21 protein-coding genes are annotated in these 18776 nt (G+C 68.8%); 4 read left to right on the top strand and 17 right to left on the bottom strand.

What is annotated here, in order from left to right; all coding sequences use genetic code 11:
• Positions 1 to 6: 6 nt before the first annotated feature.
• From BLO63_RS04155 to BLO63_RS04125, 7 genes are all read right to left on the bottom strand, one after another.
• A complete protein-coding gene (locus tag BLO63_RS04155; RefSeq protein WP_091436939.1) occupies positions 7 to 834 on the bottom strand; it encodes an ABC transporter permease in 828 nt (275 codons plus the stop codon).
• Positions 827 to 1750, bottom strand: coding sequence for an ABC transporter permease (locus BLO63_RS04150; RefSeq protein WP_091436937.1), 924 nt, complete (start codon positions 1748 to 1750; stop codon positions 827 to 829). Before BLO63_RS04150 ends, BLO63_RS04155 begins: the two co-directional genes overlap by 8 nt.
• Positions 1751 to 1753: 3 nt before the next feature.
• The gene (locus tag BLO63_RS04145; protein ID WP_091436935.1) at positions 1754 to 2860 is read right to left on the bottom strand and encodes an ABC transporter ATP-binding protein; all 1107 of its coding nucleotides are present in this window, start codon (positions 2858 to 2860) and stop codon (positions 1754 to 1756) included.
• Between the two features lie 120 nt (positions 2861 to 2980).
• Entirely contained in the window at positions 2981 to 4447 is a 1467-nt protein-coding gene (locus BLO63_RS04140; RefSeq protein WP_091436933.1) for an amidase, read from the bottom strand.
• A gap of 93 nt (positions 4448 to 4540) precedes the next feature.
• On the bottom strand, positions 4541 to 4993 hold the full coding sequence (locus BLO63_RS04135) for a cache domain-containing protein (protein WP_091436932.1): 453 nt from the start codon (positions 4991 to 4993) through the stop codon (positions 4541 to 4543).
• A gap of 107 nt (positions 4994 to 5100) precedes the next feature.
• The gene (locus BLO63_RS04130; RefSeq protein WP_244517597.1) at positions 5101 to 5406 is read right to left on the bottom strand and encodes a hypothetical protein; all 306 of its coding nucleotides are present in this window, start codon (positions 5404 to 5406) and stop codon (positions 5101 to 5103) included.
• A gap of 157 nt (positions 5407 to 5563) precedes the next feature.
• Positions 5564 to 5839: a hypothetical protein gene (locus BLO63_RS04125; protein ID WP_091436929.1), complete on the bottom strand. Its 276-nt coding sequence runs from the start codon at positions 5837 to 5839 to the stop codon at positions 5564 to 5566.
• 281 nt (positions 5840 to 6120) lie between these two features.
• Between BLO63_RS04125 and BLO63_RS04120 the strand changes: the two genes are divergently transcribed.
• Both BLO63_RS04120 and BLO63_RS04115 read left to right on the top strand, forming a co-directional pair.
• A complete protein-coding gene (locus tag BLO63_RS04120; protein WP_091436926.1) occupies positions 6121 to 6840 on the top strand; it encodes a response regulator in 720 nt (239 codons plus the stop codon).
• Positions 6837 to 8381, top strand: coding sequence for a sensor histidine kinase (locus tag BLO63_RS04115; RefSeq protein WP_091436924.1), 1545 nt, complete (start codon positions 6837 to 6839; stop codon positions 8379 to 8381). The genes BLO63_RS04120 and BLO63_RS04115 overlap by 4 nt, the downstream gene beginning before the upstream one ends.
• A gap of 21 nt (positions 8382 to 8402) precedes the next feature.
• Here the strand turns inward: BLO63_RS04115 and soxA are convergent, their stop codons facing one another.
• From soxA to BLO63_RS04070, 9 genes are all read right to left on the bottom strand, one after another.
• Positions 8403 to 9191 (bottom strand): sulfur oxidation c-type cytochrome SoxA, encoded by a 789-nt coding sequence (soxA, locus tag BLO63_RS04110; protein ID WP_091436922.1) that lies wholly within the window; start codon positions 9189 to 9191, stop codon positions 8403 to 8405.
• Entirely contained in the window at positions 9191 to 9511 is a 321-nt protein-coding gene (soxZ, locus tag BLO63_RS04105; protein WP_091436920.1) for a thiosulfate oxidation carrier complex protein SoxZ, read from the bottom strand. The genes soxA and soxZ overlap by 1 nt, the downstream gene beginning before the upstream one ends.
• Complete coding sequence (locus BLO63_RS04100; RefSeq protein WP_091437272.1) at positions 9508 to 9993, bottom strand: SoxY-related AACIE arm protein; 486 nt, start codon at positions 9991 to 9993, stop codon at positions 9508 to 9510. Before BLO63_RS04100 ends, soxZ begins: the two co-directional genes overlap by 4 nt.
• 26 nt (positions 9994 to 10019) lie before the next feature.
• Positions 10020 to 10505 carry a sulfur oxidation c-type cytochrome SoxX gene (soxX, locus tag BLO63_RS04095; RefSeq protein WP_091436918.1) on the bottom strand — a complete coding sequence of 162 codons (486 nt, stop codon included), beginning with the start codon at positions 10503 to 10505 and terminating at the stop codon, positions 10020 to 10022.
• Positions 10502 to 11779, bottom strand: a complete 1278-nt coding sequence (locus tag BLO63_RS04090) for an NAD(P)/FAD-dependent oxidoreductase (protein WP_091436916.1) — start codon at positions 11777 to 11779, stop codon at positions 10502 to 10504. Before BLO63_RS04090 ends, soxX begins: the two co-directional genes overlap by 4 nt.
• On the bottom strand, positions 11751 to 12056 hold the full coding sequence (locus tag BLO63_RS04085) for a c-type cytochrome (protein ID WP_091436914.1): 306 nt from the start codon (positions 12054 to 12056) through the stop codon (positions 11751 to 11753). Before BLO63_RS04085 ends, BLO63_RS04090 begins: the two co-directional genes overlap by 29 nt.
• Positions 12056 to 14248 (bottom strand): xanthine dehydrogenase family protein molybdopterin-binding subunit, encoded by a 2193-nt coding sequence (locus BLO63_RS04080; protein ID WP_091436912.1) that lies wholly within the window; start codon positions 14246 to 14248, stop codon positions 12056 to 12058. Before BLO63_RS04080 ends, BLO63_RS04085 begins: the two co-directional genes overlap by 1 nt.
• Before the next feature lie 11 nt (positions 14249 to 14259).
• On the bottom strand, positions 14260 to 14718 hold the full coding sequence (locus tag BLO63_RS04075) for a (2Fe-2S)-binding protein (RefSeq protein ID WP_091437270.1): 459 nt from the start codon (positions 14716 to 14718) through the stop codon (positions 14260 to 14262).
• A 221-nt stretch (positions 14719 to 14939) separates the two neighbouring features.
• Positions 14940 to 15845, bottom strand: a complete 906-nt coding sequence (locus tag BLO63_RS04070; protein WP_091436910.1) for an SDR family oxidoreductase — start codon at positions 15843 to 15845, stop codon at positions 14940 to 14942.
• Positions 15846 to 15933: 88 nt separating this feature from the next.
• Between BLO63_RS04070 and BLO63_RS04065 the strand changes: the two genes are divergently transcribed.
• Both BLO63_RS04065 and BLO63_RS04060 read left to right on the top strand, forming a co-directional pair.
• Positions 15934 to 16761, top strand: a complete 828-nt coding sequence (locus BLO63_RS04065) for a helix-turn-helix transcriptional regulator (protein WP_091436908.1) — start codon at positions 15934 to 15936, stop codon at positions 16759 to 16761.
• Positions 16762 to 16854: 93 nt separating this feature from the next.
• The gene (locus BLO63_RS04060; RefSeq protein WP_091436907.1) at positions 16855 to 17781 is read left to right on the top strand and encodes an AraC family transcriptional regulator; all 927 of its coding nucleotides are present in this window, start codon (positions 16855 to 16857) and stop codon (positions 17779 to 17781) included.
• Here BLO63_RS04060 and BLO63_RS04055 read toward each other — a convergent pair.
• On the bottom strand, positions 17739 to 18737 hold the full coding sequence (locus BLO63_RS04055; protein WP_091436905.1) for an XdhC family protein: 999 nt from the start codon (positions 18735 to 18737) through the stop codon (positions 17739 to 17741). The genes BLO63_RS04060 and BLO63_RS04055 overlap by 43 nt on opposite strands.
• Positions 18738 to 18776: the final 39 nt, after the last annotated feature.

Here is an 18776-nt window from a genome sequence, read left to right as displayed (position 1 = left end):
GTTGGTTCAGGCTTTTTTGCGGTTGATGAAGAAGAACACCGTCACCAGCGCCACCGACAGCACCAGGAAGGCGGCGGCGATGGCGTTGATCTCGGGCGTCACCGCCCGGCGCAGCTGGCCGAGCATATAGGTGGGCAGCGTGTCCTGCCCGCCGGACTTGACGAATTCGGAGATCACCACGTCGTCCAGCGAGATGACGAAGGCCAGCATGAAGCCGGCGATGATGCCGGGCCGCAGCAGCGGCAGCGTCACCCGGCGAAACACCTGCCAGGGCGGGGCGTAAAGGTCCGCCGCCGCGCGCTCCAGCGACTGGTCCATCCCCTCCAGCCGGGCACGGATCGGCAGATAGGCGAAGGGGATGCAGAAGGCGGTGTGCGCCAGGATGAGGTAGCCCAGGCCCGTATAGCCGGTCCACACCTTCACCTTGGCGAACACGATCAGCAGCGCCACGGCGGTGACGATCTCCGGCACCATCAGCGGCAGGTTGATGAAGGCGTATTTGACCGACAGGCCGGGATAGGGCGGGGTGCGGGTGGTGGCGATGGCGGCCATGGTGGCGGCGATGGTCGCCATGGTGGCGGCGCTCACCGCGATGATCAGCGAGCGCCAGGCCGCGTCCTGCACCGCCTGGTTCTGCGCCGCGGCGGCGAACCAGTGCAGCGAGAACCCGCCCCAGGAGGACAGCGAGTCGCTGGCGTTGAAGGCGTAGACGACGAGGGTGATGATCGGCAGATACAGCAGCGCGAAGGTGAACAGCGCGAGGACGCCGAAGCCGGGTTGCGCGCGGATGTCGAACCGCGGCCGGGCGCGGAAATCAAAGAGCGCCCTAGCCATGCCCGCCTCCCGACCGCGCGGCGTTGCGCACATAGAACAGCATCGCCACCATCACCAGCACCATCAGCGTGATCGACAGCGCCGCGCCGAGCGGCCAGTTGCGGCCGGCGCCGAACTGCAGCTCGATCAGATTGCCGAGCATCAGGTTCTTGCCGCCGCCGAGCACGCGCGGGATGACATAGGCGCCGAGCGAGGGGATGAAGACGAGGATCGATCCGGCGACGATGCCCGGCTTCACCAGCGGCAGGATGATGCGCCGCAGCACGGCGAGCCGGCCGGCATAGAGATCGTACCCCGCCTCGACCAGCCGGAAATCAAGCTTCTCCAGGCTGGCATAGAGCGGCAGCACCATCAGCGGCAGATAGACATAGACCATGCCAAACAGGATCGCCCAGTCGGTGTACATGATCGGGATCGGCTCGTTGATGACGCCGAGCCACATCAGCAGCGTGTTGAGCACGCCCTCATTGCGGATCACCTGCTGCATCGCGAAAGTGCGGATCAGCAGGTTGGTCCAGAACGGGATCGTCACCAGGAACACCCAGATCTCGCGGGTGTGGCGCAGCCGGGTGGCGATGAAATAGGCGGTGGGGAATCCCAGCGCCAGAGTCAGCACCGTGGTGATGACCGACAGCCGCACCGAGCGCCAGAGGATCGACAGATGCGCGTCGGCGAGGGACAGGGTGTCGTCGAAGATGTCGCGCTGCAGGAAGACCGAGAACCAGCCGTCGAGCGAGAACTCGCCCGGCTTCACGTCGCCATAATCGCCCTTGGCCATGAAGGAATAGGCCAGCATGACGAAGAGCGGGCCGATGGAGGCGATGAAGACGATGACCAGTGCCGGCGCCGAGAGAAGCCAGCGCGAGCGGATCTTCCCCTGTTCGTCCCGGCGGGCGATCTCGGCGGCGCTGGCCATGGCTCAGTCCCGCAGCACTTGCGCCGCATCGGGCGCGATCTCGATGCCGACGCGCGTGCCGATTTCGGCGCCGCAGGACTGGCTGCGCGAATTCTGCTGGCGCACCATGAAGGTGAGGCCTTCATCCAGCTTCACATGGATGTGGGTGTCGGTGCCGAAATAGACGACGTTCTCCACTCGTCCCGACAGCTGCCCGCCGGAGGCGACCACGCGGGCATGTTCGGGCCGCACCACCAGCGTCGCCTCGCCGGAGGGCACATAGCCATCGGCGAGGGTGGCGGACATCTCGATGCCGGACGGCAGCCGCACCCGCGCCATGCCAGCCTCGATGCCGACCATCGCGGCGGGGAGAAAATTGGTCTCGCCTATGAAGTCGGCGACGAAGCGCTCGGCCGGCTTGTCGTAAATGTCCCAAGGCGTGCCGATCTGCAGCACCTTGCCCTTCGACATGACCGCGATGCGGTCGGACATGGTGAGGGCTTCTTCCTGGTCGTGGGTGACGAAGATGAAGGTGATGCCGGTCTCGCTCTGCATGCGCTTGAGCTCGATCTGCATCTCCTTGCGCAGCTTGTAGTCGAGCGCGGAGAGCGGCTCGTCGAGCAGCAGCACCTTCGGCGCCGGGGCCAGCGCCCGGGCGAGGGCGACGCGCTGGCCCTGGCCGCCGGAAATCTGGTCGGTGCGGCGCTGCGCCAGCTCCTCCATGTGGACGAGCTTCAGCATCTCGGCGACGCGGGCGGCGATCTCGCCCTTCGGCCGGCCGAGCATCTGCAGGCCGAACGCCACATTCTCCCAGACGGTGAGGTGCGGGAACAGCGCGTAGCTCTGGAACACGGTGTTGATCGGCCGCTTGAAGGGCGGCAGGCCGGCAATGTCCTCGCCATGCAGGCGAATGGAGCCTTCGGTGGGATATTCAAATCCCGCGATCATCCGCAGCAGCGTGGTCTTTCCGCAGCCGGATGGCCCCAGCAACGTGAAGAATTCGTTCTCGCGAATGGACACGGAAACATTGTCGAGCGCACGCAAGGCGCGGGGGCCTTCGCCAAATTGCTTGACGATGCCCCTGCATTCGACGGCGATGCGGGCGTCCGGTACAGCGGCAGGCTCCGGCATTATTCACCCGTTGCTAGACACGAGCCTCTCCGGGGAGGCGAACACGCCGCTCACGACGCTATCTGCAGGCAGCGTATGTGAGCCCTCGGCATCCGGCAAGCCGGGTGGTGCCGAATGTGATCATATTTTCGGCTCGACCTGTTTACGGGCAATCGGCGGGCGACGTCCGGCCCAGGGCGCGGCCTCCTCGATGCGGGCGCACAGCCCCAGCAGCGCCTCGTCATGCCCGAAAGGGGCGGCGAGGTGGATGCCAACGGGCAGGCCTTCCGCCGTCCAGTGCAGCGGCAGCGAGGCGGCGGGCTGGCCAGAAGCGTTGAAGGCGGCGGTGAAGGGCGAATAGGCGAACACACCGTCCGGCCCCATCCGGTAATCGAGGTAGTCGCGGCCGACATGGTCGAAGCGCCCGAGCTTCGCCGGCGGCTCGGCCAGGGTGGCGGTCAGGAAGAAATCGGCGCGCTGGAAGAATGCCGCCATCTCCCGCCCATAGGCGTGTACCTTGTTGACGGCTTCGAGATAGTCGGCGCCGCTGATGCCGCGCGCATACTCCACCGCCGAGCGGGCGACGCTCTCGATCTCGCCGTCTTCCAGCGGCCGGCCGCGCCGGCGCACCGCGCTCTCCACCGTCAGCGCGGTGCCGCAGCCGACGATCTTGGTCCAGGCCGCCATCATCCCCGCCGTGTCGGCCTCCGGCCGGGCTTCAACCAGCCGGTGGCCGAGGCTCTCCAGCAGCTTCACGGCCGCTTCCACCGCCGCCCGGCATTCCGGCGCAATGGGGTCGCCGGTCAGCGTCGTGGTGGTGAAGGCGATGGTGAACGGCCCGTCGCGCCGCGCCAGCGCCGCACTGAACGAGGCCTTCAGCGGTGGCGCGACATAGGGGGCGCCGAGGTCGGGGCCCTGCGTCGCGTCGAGCAGCACCGCACTGTCGCGCACAGAACGGGTGAGAAAGCCGTCAATCGCCATGCCGGCCCAGCCCTCGCCGACATAGGGCCCATCCGGGGTGCGTGCGCGGGTAGCCTTGAAGCCGAACAGGCCACAGGAGGAGGCGGGGATCCGCACCGAGCCGCCGCCATCCGAGCCATGTGCGGCGGGGAGGATGCCGGCCGCGACGGCGGCGGCGGCGCCACCGGACGAGCCGCCGGGCGTGTGGTCGAGGTTCCACGGGTTGCGGGTCGGCCCGCCATAGACCGCCGACTCGGTGGTGGGCCCGACGCCGCCTTCGGGCGAGGTGGTGCGGCCGAAGGTGACGAGGCCGGCCGCCCGGAGCCGGGCATAGATCGCCGAATCCTGCGCATAGCGCGTGTTGGCGAACAGGCGAGAGCCGTTATTGCTGGGGAAGTCGATTGCCTCGGCGCCAAGGTCCTTGAGCAGGAACGGCACGCCCCGCAGCGGCCCCTCGGGCAGACCTTCCTCGATCAGCCGGCGCGCCACGTCCTCGCGCAGCAGCGTCACCGCATTGAGCTGCGGGTTGAGCGCCGCGACGCGGGCCAGCGCCTCGTCCAGCAGTTCCCCGGGGGTGACGTCGCCCTTGGCGACATGCTCGGCAAGGGCGACGGCGTCGCTCTGATCGTAAAGCTCGGCGATGTTCATGAGGCGGGGTCCGCTACCACAGGGAGTAGCGATGTATCGCCTCCCGGCCGCATCGGGCGCAAGGGCCCCGTGGGTGGGGGGAACGGCGCCCCGCTATTTGTAGTAGCCGACGCCGCAGACCAGGGCACCGATCCGGGTCACGAAGCTCTCCTTCGCCACCGGCTGGCTGTCACCGGGGCGGGGGACGGCATAGGAGACGGCGTGGATCTCGCCCTCGCGGGCGTGGTTCAGCATCTCGCTGCCGAACGCCTTGCCGGTCGGGTCCTTCTCGTCCTTCAGATTGACGCCGAGCATCTCCGGGCGGACATGGGCCAGTGTGGTGCCGTCGAGCTTGTTGCAGAAGACGTAGAGGTCGCGATCGCGAAATCCCTCCGCCCCGGCATTGAACGCCGCCAGCGCGCGGGCCTGGTCGGCCTTCACCGCCGCCACGGCACGCTCCAGCATCGCCCGCGCTTCCTCCGCCGTGCCTGATGTCTGCGCCATGGCGCCATGGGCACAGAACAGGGCAAGGGAGAAGGTCATGGCCGGGAGAACGGTACGAAACATCGGGGGCTCCTTTGCGTCACCCGGCGAGCCTAGACTATTTCGTGCCGTGTTACATTGCCTTTCCGTGCCAGCTCATGCCGCCAACTCTTTGAATAAATGGCATTTTATTACCGCAGTAGCGGCGCGCGACGATCGCCCCGGACGCGCGGCGGCGGGTCGGGAAGCGGCGGCGTCGAGGACTTGGCCAGCCGCTCGCGATAGGCGGGCAGCACCTGCAGGGCGAAGGCGACCAGCCGCTCCTCGTCCCGCTCGCCAAGGCTGATGGCCTCCATCAGGGCCGAGGCCAGTCGCATCCGCATGACCTCGTCCACCCCGTCGCGGTTGAGCCTTGTGGCGGCGCCCTCGGCCTGGGCGATGCATCGATCGAGAAGGCGGACAGTTTCCGGATCAAGGCGAACGTAACGCGGCGACATACTCATTCCCCATGCGGCCATTCGCGGCCTGCGCGGGTGATGTAGGAAGCCGCGACTCCCCGGCAAGGGGCCGACGGGGACAAGCCGCAACGTGCCGGACGCGCGAAGGGCGCGGACCTTGCGGACCGCGCCCTTGCGTTTAGCGAAGAGGAAGCGCTCAACGGGTTGAGCGCGCATTCTGCTCGATCGAGCGCTGGATGTAGGGCTCGACATTCTGGGTCGAGGGCTGCTGCACATAGGCGTTGCGGCCCTCGATGACAGGGGCGCCGGCACCGCCATTGGCGCGCGCCTCGCTGGCGCTGCGGAGGGCGGATTCATAGCCGGCCTTCTCCGCCGGGTCCCGTCCTTCGGCGAGCGCGGTGTTGACCAGGCCGGCGGCAGAAAGGGAAAGAACGGTGGCGGTAAGGATCATCTTCCAGTTGAACGTGGTCATAGTGGTCTCTCCAGTTGTGTTAGCTCCTGTTCCGATCTTTCGGCGCGCAGGAGATTGCGTATAGTTGAAGCGAGTAATTGCGTTTACTCGGGCTTCCGACGCGGCATCGGTTTGCCGTCGTCCGATGAAGCCAAGATAGGGGGGGGATGTCGCAAAACTTCTTGCGAAAAGCCGGCCAATTGTCTCCGCCTGTCGCAGGCGATCGGCGCTATACGCTTTGTTACAATTTTTCCCAGCGGGCAAAGGGCGATGGCAGTATGTAAAAGGCGTGGAGTTTTCGCATGGACGCCGTACCGCACATCGCCATCGTCGACGACCATCGCGACATCCGCGATCTGGTCGGCAAATATCTGCACCGGCACGGCTATCGCACCTCGCTGGCCGAGAACGCGAGCGCGTTCCGCCGGCTGATGGAGCGCAATGCCTTCGATCTCGTGGTGCTCGACGTGATGATGCCCGGTGAGGACGGGCTCTCGCTCTGCCGCTATCTCCGGGAATCGACCAGCGTGCCGGTCATCATGCTCACCGCCATGGCGGAAGAGACCGATCGCATCGTCGGGCTGGAGCTGGGCGCCGACGACTATCTCTCCAAGCCGTTCAACCCGCGCGAACTGCTCGCCCGCATCAAGGCGGTGCTGCGCCGGGTGCAGAGCCTGCCGCCGCAGCGCGGCCAGCTCAAGGCCAAGGAACTGCGCTTCGACCGCTGGGCGCTCAATGTCGGGCGGCGCGAGCTGATCGACCCGGACGGGCTGACCGTGCCGCTGAGCACGGCGGAATTCCGGCTGCTGAGCGTGTTCCTCGACCATGCCGGGCTGGTGCTGAGCCGCGACCAGCTGCTCGACCTCACGGTCGGGCGCAGCGCCGAGCCATTCGACCGGGCGATCGACAATCAGGTGAGCCGGCTACGAAAAAAGATCGAGACCGACCCGAAATCGCCGGTGCTGATCAAGACCCATTGGGGCGGCGGCTACAGTTTCTCGGCCGAGGTGGTGGGCCAATGACCGGTATATGGAATCGCAGCCTGACCGCCCGCTTCGTCGCCGTGATGCTGCTGGCGCTTGCGGTGTCGCAGGGCATCAGCTTCCTGCTGTTCACCGACGAGATGGGCGGCGTGCTGCTGCGCGCGGCCAAGGCCGAATTCCTCAGCCGCAGCGCCTCAGTGGCGCAGGTGCTGGAAACCACCCCGCCCGCCGTGCAGCACGACATTCTGCAGGCCAGCGGCACCAGCTACACCCGCTTCTGGGTGACGCCGACCTTCCCCGGCGATGTCGAGGGCTGGAGGCTGGAGGCCAAGAGCAAGCTCGCCGAACCCTTGCCGACGCTGGCCAATCTGGCGGGCACCGAGCAGGGGGTGCCGGAACCGGCGGTGGAGAGGGCGGCGGCCCCGGCGTTGGCGCCGCAGCCGGTGAACGTCACCGTCGCCTCGCCGGCCCCCGCCAGCGGCGCGCCCTATTCGACCTGGCTCGACCTGCCGGCGCATGCCTGGCCGCTCTCGCGCGCGGCCAAGTTCATGTATTGGGGCGATGCCACCGGCATGGGCCTGGCCGTGCAGCTGAAGGACGGGTCCTGGCTCAACAGCGCCTTCTCCAAGAAGATGGCGAACAGCATGCTGTCCGCCCGCTCGCTGATCTCGCTCGGGGTGACGGCGTTGATCCTGTCGCTGTGCGCGGCCTTCATCGCCCGCACCATGACCAAGCCGATGCGGCGGCTGGCGGCGGCGGCGGAAGCGCTCGGCCGGGGCGAGAGCGTGGCGCCTTTGCAGGAAAAGGGGCCGGACGATCTGCGCCACACGGCAGTGGCGTTCAACCTGATGCAGTCGCGGCTGCAGCGCTTCGTCGAGGATCGCACCCGCATGCTGGCGGCGATCGGGCATGATCTGCGCACGCCAATCACCTCGCTGCGGCTGCGGGCCGAGTTCGTTTCCGATGACGAGACCCGCGAGAAGATGCTCGACACGCTGGACGAGCTGCGGGCCATGACCGAGGCGACGCTGGCCTTCTCGCGCGAACAGGCGACCGAGGAGGTCACGCGCAATGTCGACCTCACCGCGCTGGTGGGCAGCCTGTGCGACGACCTGGTCGAGCTGGGCTATGAGATCACCTGCGTCGAGGGGCCGAAGATCAGTTATCGCTGCCGGCCGGACGCGCTGAAACGGGCGGTGCGCAACCTGGTGGAGAACGCGGTGCGCTATGGCGAGCGCGCCCGCGTCACCTTGCGGACGACGCCGCAGGCGATCGAGATCGAGATCGAGGATGACGGGCCGGGCATTCCCGCCGACATCGCCGAGAAGGTGTTCGAGCCGTTCTTCCGCATGGAACGCTCGCGCAACCGGGAGACGGGCGGAATCGGCCTGGGCCTGTCGATCTCGCGCAACATGGTGCGCCATCATGGCGGCGACATCACGCTGACCAATACCGGGCAGGGGCTGCGCGCCACGATCAGCCTGCCGCACGCCGCCCTCTCCGAGCCGGACGCCAAGGGGCCGGTGCGTGCCTCGCGCCGGGGCGGCCTGCCCATCGGCGCCCGCACACCGGCGGAGTGACTTTCTCCGCGCGCAAACCCGTCAGGGGCGTACGCCCGGCGTCTCCATCGACATGCCGGCGGCGCGCTGCATGAGGTAGAGTTCCAGCGCGATGAATTCCTCGGAGCCCGCCGCAAAAGGTTCGGCGCGCACGCCGATCATGCAGTTGCGCAGGCGGCGCTGCAGCGAGCCGATGCCCTGCCATTCCAGCCGGTACAGGGGATAGCCGGTGGGGTGCGCCTGGGTGACGGCGCTGCCGGCGAGGCGCTGGTTCCAATTGTCGTCATGGCAATTGGCGCAGGAGAGGTCGAGCTGCCCCATGCGGCTGGTGAAGAGTTGTCGCCCCGTCTCGCGGTAGGGATCGAGGCGCGGCTCGGCCGGCGGGGTTATCGGCAGGCCGCGCGACTGGTGGGCGACGAACGTTGTGAGCGCCAGTTGCTCGTCGCTTTCGCGTGGCCAAGGCGTCGCGCCCTGCCGCTCGCTGCGGCACTGGCGGATGCGTCCCGAGAGGTCGATGGGTTTTCCGCTGGCGGCGTCAAAGGCGGGGTAGCGGGCGGCGACGCCGCGCAGGCTCGCCGCCGAACCGTGGCAATCGGCGCAGGAGCGGCCGGACGCGCCGGCTTTCTGCTCCCACAGGCCCGCCCCTTGCAGCACCCAGAGCATGCCGGGATTGCCGGTGTCGTCCGCCTGCATCGCCTGCGTCTCCGGCGCCATGAAGGTGCTGCCCGAGCGCCGCTCATGTGGGGCGATGTCGCCCGCCTGCGCGGCGCCGGCCAGCAGCGCCAGCGCCAGAGGGGCAAGGACGAGCAGGCGCGCGGCCGGCCGGCGCATCAGCTCACCACGATCTCGGCGCTGGCGGTCTCGGTCTGCCCCTCGTCGTCGGTCCATTCAAACGCCACCGTGCCGCTCTCCGCCGCGATCAGGCTGAATGCCACGAAGGGATTGGCGGAGACGGCCGGAAAGAACTCGGCCGAGAACACTTCGGCGCCGCCATAGGTGCAGACAAGTCGGGTGATGATGTGCCGGGGGATTTCGGCCCCGTTTGGCCCCATGCGGTAGCCGGTCTCCATCGGGTGGGCGATCATCGCGCGGATATCGACGATCTCGCCGCGCCTGGCGGTGGGCGGCACGCTGACAAGGGATCGGGTCATGACAGGTCCTCGATGCAGGCGGCCAGCGTGACGATGACATTCGCCTCGCTCGACCAATAGGTGCCGTCGCTGAGCTCGGCGACCGCGAGCACGGTCTGCGAGGTCGCGAGCCGGATGCGGGTGGAAATCCGCGCACGGCCATTGCGGGGGCCGAGGCGGAAGATCGCGACATCCGCCTGCGGGTTCTTCTCGTTGAACAGGCCGATGCGGCGGACAAAAGCGGCCTCGCTCATCGGGCTCTCGACCTCGACCGTGACGCCGACCGCATTGCCGTTTTCCACCAGCGGCGGCACGGTGAGCCTTACCCGCCCGGCATTGACCGGCGCGCCGCCGGTGAAGCCGGCGACCGCCTGCTCCAGCGAGGGCCGCGCCAGCGCGCGCAGCGGCAGCGCCATGACGAGAATGCCGACGCCGCCGGCCAGCACCGCGCGCCGGCCGAGCGAGGGGCCGCCGGCGGGTTCAAGGGCGATGGGCTCCCGGATTGTGGGCTCCCGGATCGTGCGCTCTGTCATCGGCTCACTCCTTCCACGGGCTCACTCTTCAACGTCACGAGATAGGCGACCAGATGCTCGATCTCGGCGGCATCCAGCACCGGCTTGCCCTGCCAGGCCGGCGCGATCCGTACCGCGTCCGGCCGCGCATGATAGCTGGGCATGAGGCTCTCCGGGTTCAGGCGCTTCATGTCGACGATGCGCAGCCGGATCTGCCCCTCGGTGAGCCGGGAGCCGATGCCGGCAAGGCTCGGCGCCAGCGTGCCCTGAAGCGGCGCCGCGCCGGAGGGGAGGGCGTGGCACAGGATGCACAGGCTGCGGTGCCGCTCGCCGATCAGTTGCTGCCCGAGAGCCGCATCGCCGCGCCGGCCGGCGAGAGGTTCGGTGATGGCGTCGCCGGTGACGACATAGGGCGCCAGTTCCGGCTCGGCCGTCTCCTGCGCAGCGGTCCCGGACGAGCCGCAGGCCAGGGCGAGGGTGGCGCCGACCAGCGCCCGCCTCACCCGAAAGCCTCGGTGGTGATGGTCTCGAACCAGGCCTCGCCATAGGCGGCTTCCTCGGCCCGGACGGCAGCCGGCGCGTCGAGCGGCGAGGTCCCGCCGGCGCCGTCGACCTCCGCCAGCAGGCCGTTCTGCGGGGTGTAGACGCCGGCGATGGAGATGCCGTAATCCGGCGCCAGCAGGCTATAGCAGGTGTTGATGAGTTTCGGCTCGCCTGGGTCCCGCCCGCGCAGCAGCGCGATGACGGCGCTGGCGCAGGCCTTGGCCTGGGCATTGGCGGTGAAGGCGGATTTCGGCATCGCCCCGCCAATGGCGGCGTCGCCGATGACATGGATATCAGGCACCAGCCGGGATTCGAAGGTGACGGGATCGATCGGGCACCAGCCGGTGCGGTCGGCGACGCCGGCCAGCGCAGCGATGGCGCCGGCGCGCTGCGGCGGGATGATGTTCGCCACCGCCGCGCGGTGTTCGCCAAACTCGGTGCGCAGCGTCCGGGTGCCGGCATCCACCCCGGTGACGGCGCCGCCAAAGGAGAGCCCGACCCATTCGATCATGCCGGGATAGAGCGCACCCCAGCCGGCCTCGAACAGGCGCTGCTTGGAGAAGGCGTCCTTGGCGTCGAGGATGAGGATCTTCGAGCGCGGCTTGTGGGTCTTGAGATAGTGGGCGATCAGGCTTGCCCGCTCATAGGGGCCGGGCGGGCAGCGGAACGGATTGGCCGGCGCTGAAATGACGACCAGCCCGCCATCCTCCATCGCCTCCAGCTGGCGGCGCAGCAGCAGCGTCTGCTCGCCGGCCTTCCAGGCGTGCGGCATCAGCTGGGTCGCGGCTTCGTCATAGCCGGGGATCGCCTCGAAGTTGAGGTCGATGCCGGGGGCGACGACGAGCCGGTCATAGCTGAGGCGCACCTCGTCGGCGAGCACGACGCGGCGCTGGTCCGGCTCCACCCGCACCGCCTTCTGCTGGATATGGACGATGCCGTCGTCCTCAATCCCGGCATAGCCGAAATGCTGCGCCTTCATCTCGCGCATGCCGGCGATGACCGCATTGCTGAGCGGGCAGGCGGTGTAATGCCCGCTGGGCTCGATCAGCGCCACCGCGATACCGGGGTCTTCGCGCTTCAGCGCGCGGGCGAGGCTGGCACCGCCGAAGCCGCCGCCGATCACCACCACGCGCGGCGCCGCCTGCGCCCGCACGGCAGGGCTCGCCAGCGCCACGCCGGCACCGGCGGCCAAGCCCAGAAGGCGCCTACGGCTGAGCGGGCGCGTTGCCCCCATTGGCGAAATACGCGGCGATGGCCCGTGTTTCCTCATCGGTGAAACCCTTGGCAATGCGCGCCATCACGGTCGAGCGACGCTCGCCCGAGCGGAAGGCGTCCATGGCCGCCACGATCTGCTCGGCCGGTTGGCCGTTCAGGCTCGGCACCGGCCCGCTGGTGGCGGTGCGCGGATGGCAGCCGGTGCAGGAGGCCGCCCCACGCGGTGGCGCGGCGTCTGCCGGCGCGACGGAGATCAACAGTGCCAGCGCCGGCAGCATGAGGTGGAACAGGCGCATCAGGCAAGCTCGTGGTTCTTCAAGGGCAGGGTGCGGTAGCGCTTGCCGGTGGCGGCGAACAGCGCATTCAGCACCGCCGGCGCGGCGACCGCAATGGTCGGCTCGCCCACCCCGCCCCAGAAGCCGCCGGAGGGCAGCATGATGGTTTCCACCGCTGGCATCTCGGCCATGCGCAGCACCTCATAGGTGTCGAAATTCTCCTCCTGCATCCGCCCGCCGGCGACCGTGCATTCGCCATAGAGGCAGGCGGAGAGGCCATAGACGAAGGAGCCCTCGACCTGCCGCTCCACCTGCGCCGGGTTGACGACGTGGCCGGGATCGGTGGCGGCGACGATGCGGTGGATCTTCAGTTCGCCCTTCTCCACCGAGACTTCGGCGGCGGCGGCGACATAGGAGCCGAAGCCCATGATCTGGCCGAGGCCGCGATGGCGCCCCGGCGCCGGCGGCGTGTCCCAGCCAATGCCATTGGCCGCCGCCTCCAGCACGGCAAGGTGCTTGGGGTGGTTCGCCATCAGCTTGCGGCGGAAGGCGAGCGGCTCCGTGCCGGCGGCATGGGCGAGCTCGTCGATGAAGCATTCGACATAGATCGCGTTCTGGTTGAGATTCACCCCGCGCCAGAAGCCGGGCGGCACCGGCGGGTTGCGCATGGCGTGGTCGATCAGCAGGTTGGGCACGGTATAGGCGAGATGGCCCTCCGGCAGGCTCGCCGTCAGCCCCTGGAACACCACCGGGTCCATGCCCCCCTGCATGCCCTGCGGCCGCACGGCGGCGAGGATCGACTGGCCGGAAATGCGCAGGTGCAGCGCGGTCAGGTTGCCGTCCGCGTCCAGCGCCCCGGTGAGCTTGGCCTGGGTGGTGGGGTGATAGGCGCCGTGCAGCATGTCCTCCTCGCGGGTCCAGAGCAGCTTCACCGGGATGCCCGGCATCTGCCGGGCGATGCTGACCGACTGGCGGACATAGTCCTGGAAATTGCCGCGCCGGCCGAAGCCGCCACCGAGATGGATCTTGTAGACCTCGCACTGGCCGACCGGCAGGCCCGCCGCCTCGGCCGCGGCGGCAAGGCTGGCCTCGCCATTCTGCGTCGGCACCCACACCTCGCATCTGTCCGCCGTCCAGAGCGCGGTAGCGTTCATCGGCTCCATGGTGGCGTGGTTCTGATAGGGAAAGGCATAGGTCGCGGTGATGACCGTGCCGCCGGCCGCCGCGACGCGGGCGAGTTCGGCCTTGGCGTCGCCCTGGCTGTTGCCGATGAAGGCCTCCTGCGCCTCCAGCCCTTCCGCCAGCATGGCGCGGATGGCGTCGCTGGAAAGGTCCTTGTTCGGGCCTTCGTCCCAGGTGATGGGAAGCGCATCCAGCGCCGTCTTCGCCCGCCACCAGGTGTCGGCGACGACGGCGACGGAGCGGTCGTCCACCTTCACCACCTTCTTGACGCCCGGCATCGTCTCGATCGCCGCCGCGTCGAAGCTCACCAGCGTGCCGCCGAAGACCGGGCAGGCCTTGATCGCGGCGTTGAGCATGCCGGGCAGCTTGAGATCGGCGCCATAGACCTGCTTGCCGGTGAGCTTCTCCACCGTGTCGAGGCGCGCCAATGGCTTGCCGGCGATTTTCCAGTCCTTCGGGTCCTTCAGGGCGACTTCGGCCGGCGGCGCCTGCCGGCCGGCGGCCTCCGCCACTTCGCCGAAGCGCAAAGTGCGCCCGCTCGGGCCGTGGGTGATGACGCTGCTGGCCGCCGCGCATTCGCCCGCCGGCACGCCCCACTGTTCCGCCGCCGCCGCGATCAACATGTGGCGCGCGGCGGCGCCGCCCTTGCGGACATAGTCATGCGAGTCGCGGATGCCGCGTGAACCGCCGGTGGAGTAGCTGCCCCAGACGCGATCGCGCTTCAGGTTTTCGCCCGGCGGGGGATATTCGGTCGTGACCTTGGACCAGTCGCCTTCCAGTTCCTCGACGACAAGCTGGGCGAGGCCGGTGAGCGTGCCCTGGCCCATCTCCGAGCGAGCGATGCGGATGACGATGGTGTCGTCCGGCTTCACCACCACCCAGGCATTGATTTCAGGCGGCAGGTTAGCTCCCGCCTCCTGCGCCGAGGCAGAGGCCAGGAAGGGCACATGGAAGCCGAGCGACAGGCCGGCCACGGTGGCACCGGAGCCGACGATGAAATTGCGGCGCGAGACCGATTGGACAATGCTCATGGCGCGCTCCCTCAGCCGGCCTTGCCGTCGGCCGCCATGTGGATGGCGGCGCGGACGCGGTTATAGGTGCCGCAGCGGCAGATATTGGTGATCTCGGCGTTGATGTCGTCGTCGCTCGGTGTCGGATTGGTCACCAGCAGGCTCGCCACCGCCATGATCATGCCGGTCTGGCAGTAGCCGCACTGGGGAACGTCGAGCGCCAGCCAGGCCTTCTGCACCGGGTGCGAACCATCCGGCGAGAGGCCTTCAATGGTGACGATCTTCTGCTCCGCCCCGATGGCGGAGAGCGGCATCACGCAGGAGCGCGTCGCCACCCCGTCAATATGGACCGTGCAGGCGCCGCACATGGCGATGCCGCAGCCGAACTTGGTGCCGGTCAGGCCGATTTGCTCGCGCAGCACCCAGAGAAGCGGCGTATCGGGCTCGGCCTCGATGTCGTGCGTCTGTCCGTTGACGGTGAGCTGGACCATGGTGGCCTCCCGGCTGGAGAAACGGTGCATGCCGCGCCGGCCGGAAGGCGAGGGGGCTTCCGGCGGCAGGGCGGCTGGCATGGGTCGACCGGGGAACGCTAGGCATGCGGTGTCGCAGAAGCGTGCCGCCCGCGTGCCCGATTGTCGCCAGATGTCGCAGGGGAAGGACTTGATAAGAATTGATACAAAGTGGGGCGCCCCTTTTCGGACGCCCCGCCGCCTCAGCCGGCGCTGACCGGGAAATAGCCCGCCTGGGCCATGTCAGTCAGAAGGTCCGGTCCCCTCGGGTGCCAGTCCAGAAGGTGCCGGGTCCGTTCGCTGGCGGTGGGCTGGTCCAGCGCGGTGAAGTGCGCCATCCAGCCGAAATGCGTCCGCGCCTCCCCGGCGCTCAGCGACACGCAGGGCAGGTCGAGGCCGCCGGCAATGGCCTGCGCGATATCCCGGAAGGGGACGCCCCTTTCGGCCGCCGCGTGGAAGGTCTCGGCACTTGGGCCGCGCTCCACGGCGAGGCGATAGGCGCGGGCGGCATCGGTCACATGCGCCGCCGGCCAGGCATTGGACCCACCGCCGACATAGGCCGAGCGCCCCTTCTCGCGTGCCAGCGCGATCAGCATCGGCACAAAGCCGTGGTCGCCGCGGCCATGCACGGAGGGCGGAAGACGCATGATCATGGTGGGGATGCCGCGCGCAGTGAGCGCCCGCGCCGCCATGTCGGAGGCGCGCGGATACAGATCGGTGGGCGGCGGGGCGATATCGTCTTCGCTCACCACCTCGCCGGGAACGCCCAGCCCGGCGAGGCCGGCGGTGACGATGAACGGCTTGTTGGTGCCGGCGATGGCGGCGCCCAGCGTTTCGATGGCGGCGCGGTCGATGGCGCAGCACCGGGCATAGTGGGCGAAGTCGTGGATGAAGCCGGTATGGATGATCGCGTCGCACAGCCGCGCCCCCTCGCGCAGCGTTTCCGGCGCTTCGAGATCACCGCGCAGCACCTGCGCGCCGGTCCGCGCCAGCGCGTCCGCGCTTCTGTCCGAGCGCGCCAGACCCAGCACCCGGTGCCCATGGGCCAGAAGTTCAGCCGTCACGGCCGAGCCGACAAAGCCGCTCGCGCCGGTCACAAATACTTGCATGAGAACGTCTCCTTCTTGTCGGGAAGGAGAATGCCGGCCAAACTATACCCAGTTAAAGACGTGACTTTATACGGGTATAATGACTAACATGCTGCACGATGAGGGCGACACGCACCGGCTCGGCGCGTTTCTGAGGGATCGCCGGCAGCGGCTCGACGCCGCCGCGCTCGGCTTTGGCGGCCGTCGCCGCACGCCGGGGCTGCGCCGCGAGGAGGTGGCGCAGCGGGCCCATATCAGCACCACCTGGTACACCTGGCTGGAGCAGGGGCGGGGCGGGGCGCCTTCGCCGCGCGTGCTCGACAGCCTCGCCCGGGCGCTGATGATGACGGAAGCGGAGCGCGAGCACCTGTTTCTGGTCGGCATCGGCCATCGCCCCAAGGCAAGCGCTCCGTCGCAGCAGGGCATTTCCGCCCGGCTGCAGCGCTTTCTCGACGCCATGCCGACGATTCCCGCCACCGTCGCTACCGCGACCTGGGACATCATCGGCTGGAACCGGGCAGCGCGGCTCGCTCTCGCCGATTATGAAGCGATGGCGCCCGATGAGCGCAACATCCTGCGGCGGATCTTTCTCGATCCGGCGACGCGCGCGGCCCAGAGCGACTGGGAGGCGGTGGCGCGCTTCCTGGTGGCGACCTTCCGCGCCGAGACCGCCCGGGTGGGCGAGGACGAGCGGGCCGGCGAACTTGTCGCCGAGCTGTCCGCCCGCAGCGCCGACTTCGCGCGGCTGTGGAACGAGAACGACGTGCAGATGACCGGCGAAGGCGCCAAGACCATCCGCCACGCCGTGGTGGGCGAGATCAGCTTCGAGTTTTCCTCCTTCGCCATCGACGGACGGCCGGACCTGCGGCTGATGGCCTATGTGCCGGCGACCGCTGCCGACAGCGAAAAGATCAGCCGGCTGTGTAATGGCGCCTAGGCGCGCCGCCACACTCCCAAAAGTGCCAACAATGGCCGGAATGAAATGGTGCTTTGCCGGCTTTCATTTAACCGCTCTGACCCCAGAGACTTCATGGACCCGCTCTCCGACGTGCTCTCGCTGCTGAAGCCGCATGCCTATGTCTCCTCCGGCTTCGAGGCCGGGGGCGACTGGGCGGTGCAGTTCGGCGACCAGGGCACGCTGATCAAGTGCTACGCCGTCGTCTCCGGCGGGGGCTGGCTTGCCGTCGAGGGGGTGGACGCGCCGGTGCGGCTGGAGGCCGGCGAGTGTTTCGTGCTGCCGAGGGGGCGGCCCTTTCGCATGGGCAGCGCGCTCGACCTACCTGCCACGCCCTCCGGCCAGATCTTTCCGCCGGCCCAGCGGGGCGGCGTGGTGCGGCTGAATGGCGGCGGCGGGTTTGCCCTTGTCGGCAGCCGCTTCGGCGTCCGTGGCCACCATGCCGACATGCTGCTGGGGCTGCTGCCGCCGGTTGTCCATATCACCGGCCAGGCGGGGCAGGCGGCGCTGCGCTGGTCAGTCGAGGAGATGATGAAGGAGCTGCGCGAGCGCCAGGCCGGCAATGCGCTGGTGCTCCAGCATCTCGCCCATCTGATGCTGGTGCAGGCGCTGCGTGTGCATCTGGAGGCCGGCGCCGGCGTCGGCTGGCTGTTCGCGCTGGCGGACAAGCAGCTGGGGGCGGCGATCCGGGCGATCCATGCCGATCCCGCCCAGGGCTGGACGCTGCAGGACCTCGCGGAGCGGGCCGGCATGTCGCGCTCGACCTTCGCGCTGCGGTTCCGGGAAAGCGTCGGCGAACCGCCGATGCAGTATGTCGCCCGCTGGCGCATGCTGCTGGCCTGCGACCGGCTGGAGAATAGCGGCGATCCGGTCGGGGTGGTCGCCCTCGCGGTGGGGTATGAATCCGAGAGCGCGTTCAGCACCGCCTTCAAGCGGATGATGGGCTGCTCGCCCCGCCATTACGGGCGAACGGCGCCGGCGGCCGCCCGAGCGGCGGAATAGCGCCGCGCCACCGGCGAATGATCGAGCGAGACGAGGGAGGGAAACTGCCTCTGCTCGGCGTCGATGATCTCCGCAAGGACCGAGGCGGCGAGGGCATAGGCGCTCTTGGTGCCGTGGAACAGCCCTGCCGGCCCGCGTATGCGGGCCACCTCCGAGGCGTCAAATCCCGCGGCGAGCAGGCGTTGCCGACGGGCCGCATGCACGCTCCGGCTGCCCTGCGCGCCGATGTAGAACGCCTCGCTCGCCAACGCGGCCGCGAGGAAGTCCTGCTCCCAGTCGTGATCGTGGAACATCAGCACGAAGGCGGTGCGGAAGTCGGCGGCGACGTCGCGGGCGTGGCCGGTGCCGAGAATGGGCCGGGCGGTCAAGCCCTCGCGAGCGCAGGCCGCGCGCGTCGGCGCGTCCTGCGACAGCAGTTCAGTCTCGAAGCCGCTGACCCGGCCCAGCAGCAGCAGTTGAACCGCCGCCGCGCCGGTGCCGGCGACGAGGAGCCGGGGCGCCGGACGGTAATGGCGGGTGAGCACAGGGCCCTTCGTCCCCGGCGGCGGGCCGATGTCGAGCGTGCCCGTCGTGCGGGCGCGATACGCCCGATCCAGCTTCGCGAGCGCGGCCACGGTCAGCGTCACATCGAAATGAAGCTCGATCGCGCTGCCGCAGGGCAGCTGGATATCGAGATAGGGCGAGCCCTTGCCGTAGCGGACAAGACGGTTGGCGCCCTGTTCCATCGCCTCCTGCGCCTCGGCGATCACCGCCCGCTCCAGGCAGCCGCCGGAGAGATAGCCGACGCTCTCGCCGCCGGCCGTGACCGCCATCTGGGCGCCGAGCGGGCGCGGGGAGGCGCCGTCGATGGAAAACAGCGTGACCAGCGCGACCCGCTCGCCCTGCCGCAGTCGGGCAAGGGCGAAGTCGATGACATGATCGTCGAACGGGTCCCAGCTGCCGTCGGGTCTTTGCATGCGGTTGTTCCTTGGGTGTGAGCGAAGGCCCCCAGCCCC

It is taken from the genome of Ancylobacter rudongensis, assembly GCF_900100155.1.
GTDB lineage: Bacteria > Pseudomonadota > Alphaproteobacteria > Rhizobiales > Xanthobacteraceae > Ancylobacter > Ancylobacter rudongensis.
The sequence above is the reverse complement of the archived record's forward strand: the minus strand, read 5'-3'. Positions and strand labels throughout refer to the sequence as shown.

Bases quoted from the DNA above. Each gene is read 5' to 3' on its own strand.
- BLO63_RS04130 (WP_244517597.1), bottom strand. From the start codon at position 5,406: ATGTCGCCGCGTTACGTTCGCCTTGATCCGGAAACTGTCCGCCTTCTC.
- BLO63_RS04145 (WP_091436935.1), bottom strand. From the start codon at position 2,860: ATGCCGGAGCCTGCCGCTGTACCGGACGCCCGCATCGCCGTCGAATGC.
- BLO63_RS04085 (WP_091436914.1), bottom strand. From the start codon at position 12,056: ATGCGCCTGTTCCACCTCATGCTGCCGGCGCTGGCACTGTTGATCTCC.
- BLO63_RS04135 (WP_091436932.1), bottom strand. From the start codon at position 4,993: ATGTTTCGTACCGTTCTCCCGGCCATGACCTTCTCCCTTGCCCTGTTC.
- BLO63_RS04150 (WP_091436937.1), bottom strand. From the start codon at position 1,750: ATGGCCAGCGCCGCCGAGATCGCCCGCCGGGACGAACAGGGGAAGATC.
- BLO63_RS04060 (WP_091436907.1), top strand. From the start codon at position 16,855: ATGGACCCGCTCTCCGACGTGCTCTCGCTGCTGAAGCCGCATGCCTAT.
- BLO63_RS04125 (WP_091436929.1), bottom strand. From the start codon at position 5,839: ATGACCACGTTCAACTGGAAGATGATCCTTACCGCCACCGTTCTTTCC.
- BLO63_RS04080 (WP_091436912.1), bottom strand. From the start codon at position 14,248: ATGAGCATTGTCCAATCGGTCTCGCGCCGCAATTTCATCGTCGGCTCC.
- BLO63_RS04115 (WP_091436924.1), top strand. From the start codon at position 6,837: ATGACCGGTATATGGAATCGCAGCCTGACCGCCCGCTTCGTCGCCGTG.
- BLO63_RS04070 (WP_091436910.1), bottom strand. From the start codon at position 15,845: ATGCAAGTATTTGTGACCGGCGCGAGCGGCTTTGTCGGCTCGGCCGTG.
- BLO63_RS04065 (WP_091436908.1), top strand. From the start codon at position 15,934: ATGCTGCACGATGAGGGCGACACGCACCGGCTCGGCGCGTTTCTGAGG.
- BLO63_RS04090 (WP_091436916.1), bottom strand. From the start codon at position 11,779: ATGGGGGCAACGCGCCCGCTCAGCCGTAGGCGCCTTCTGGGCTTGGCC.
- BLO63_RS04155 (WP_091436939.1), bottom strand. From the start codon at position 834: ATGGCTAGGGCGCTCTTTGATTTCCGCGCCCGGCCGCGGTTCGACATC.
- BLO63_RS04055 (WP_091436905.1), bottom strand. From the start codon at position 18,737: ATGCAAAGACCCGACGGCAGCTGGGACCCGTTCGACGATCATGTCATC.
- BLO63_RS04075 (WP_091437270.1), bottom strand. From the start codon at position 14,718: ATGGTCCAGCTCACCGTCAACGGACAGACGCACGACATCGAGGCCGAG.
- BLO63_RS04120 (WP_091436926.1), top strand. From the start codon at position 6,121: ATGGACGCCGTACCGCACATCGCCATCGTCGACGACCATCGCGACATC.
- soxA (WP_091436922.1), bottom strand. From the start codon at position 9,191: ATGCGCCGGCCGGCCGCGCGCCTGCTCGTCCTTGCCCCTCTGGCGCTG.
- BLO63_RS04140 (WP_091436933.1), bottom strand. From the start codon at position 4,447: ATGAACATCGCCGAGCTTTACGATCAGAGCGACGCCGTCGCCCTTGCC.
- soxZ (WP_091436920.1), bottom strand. From the start codon at position 9,511: ATGACCCGATCCCTTGTCAGCGTGCCGCCCACCGCCAGGCGCGGCGAG.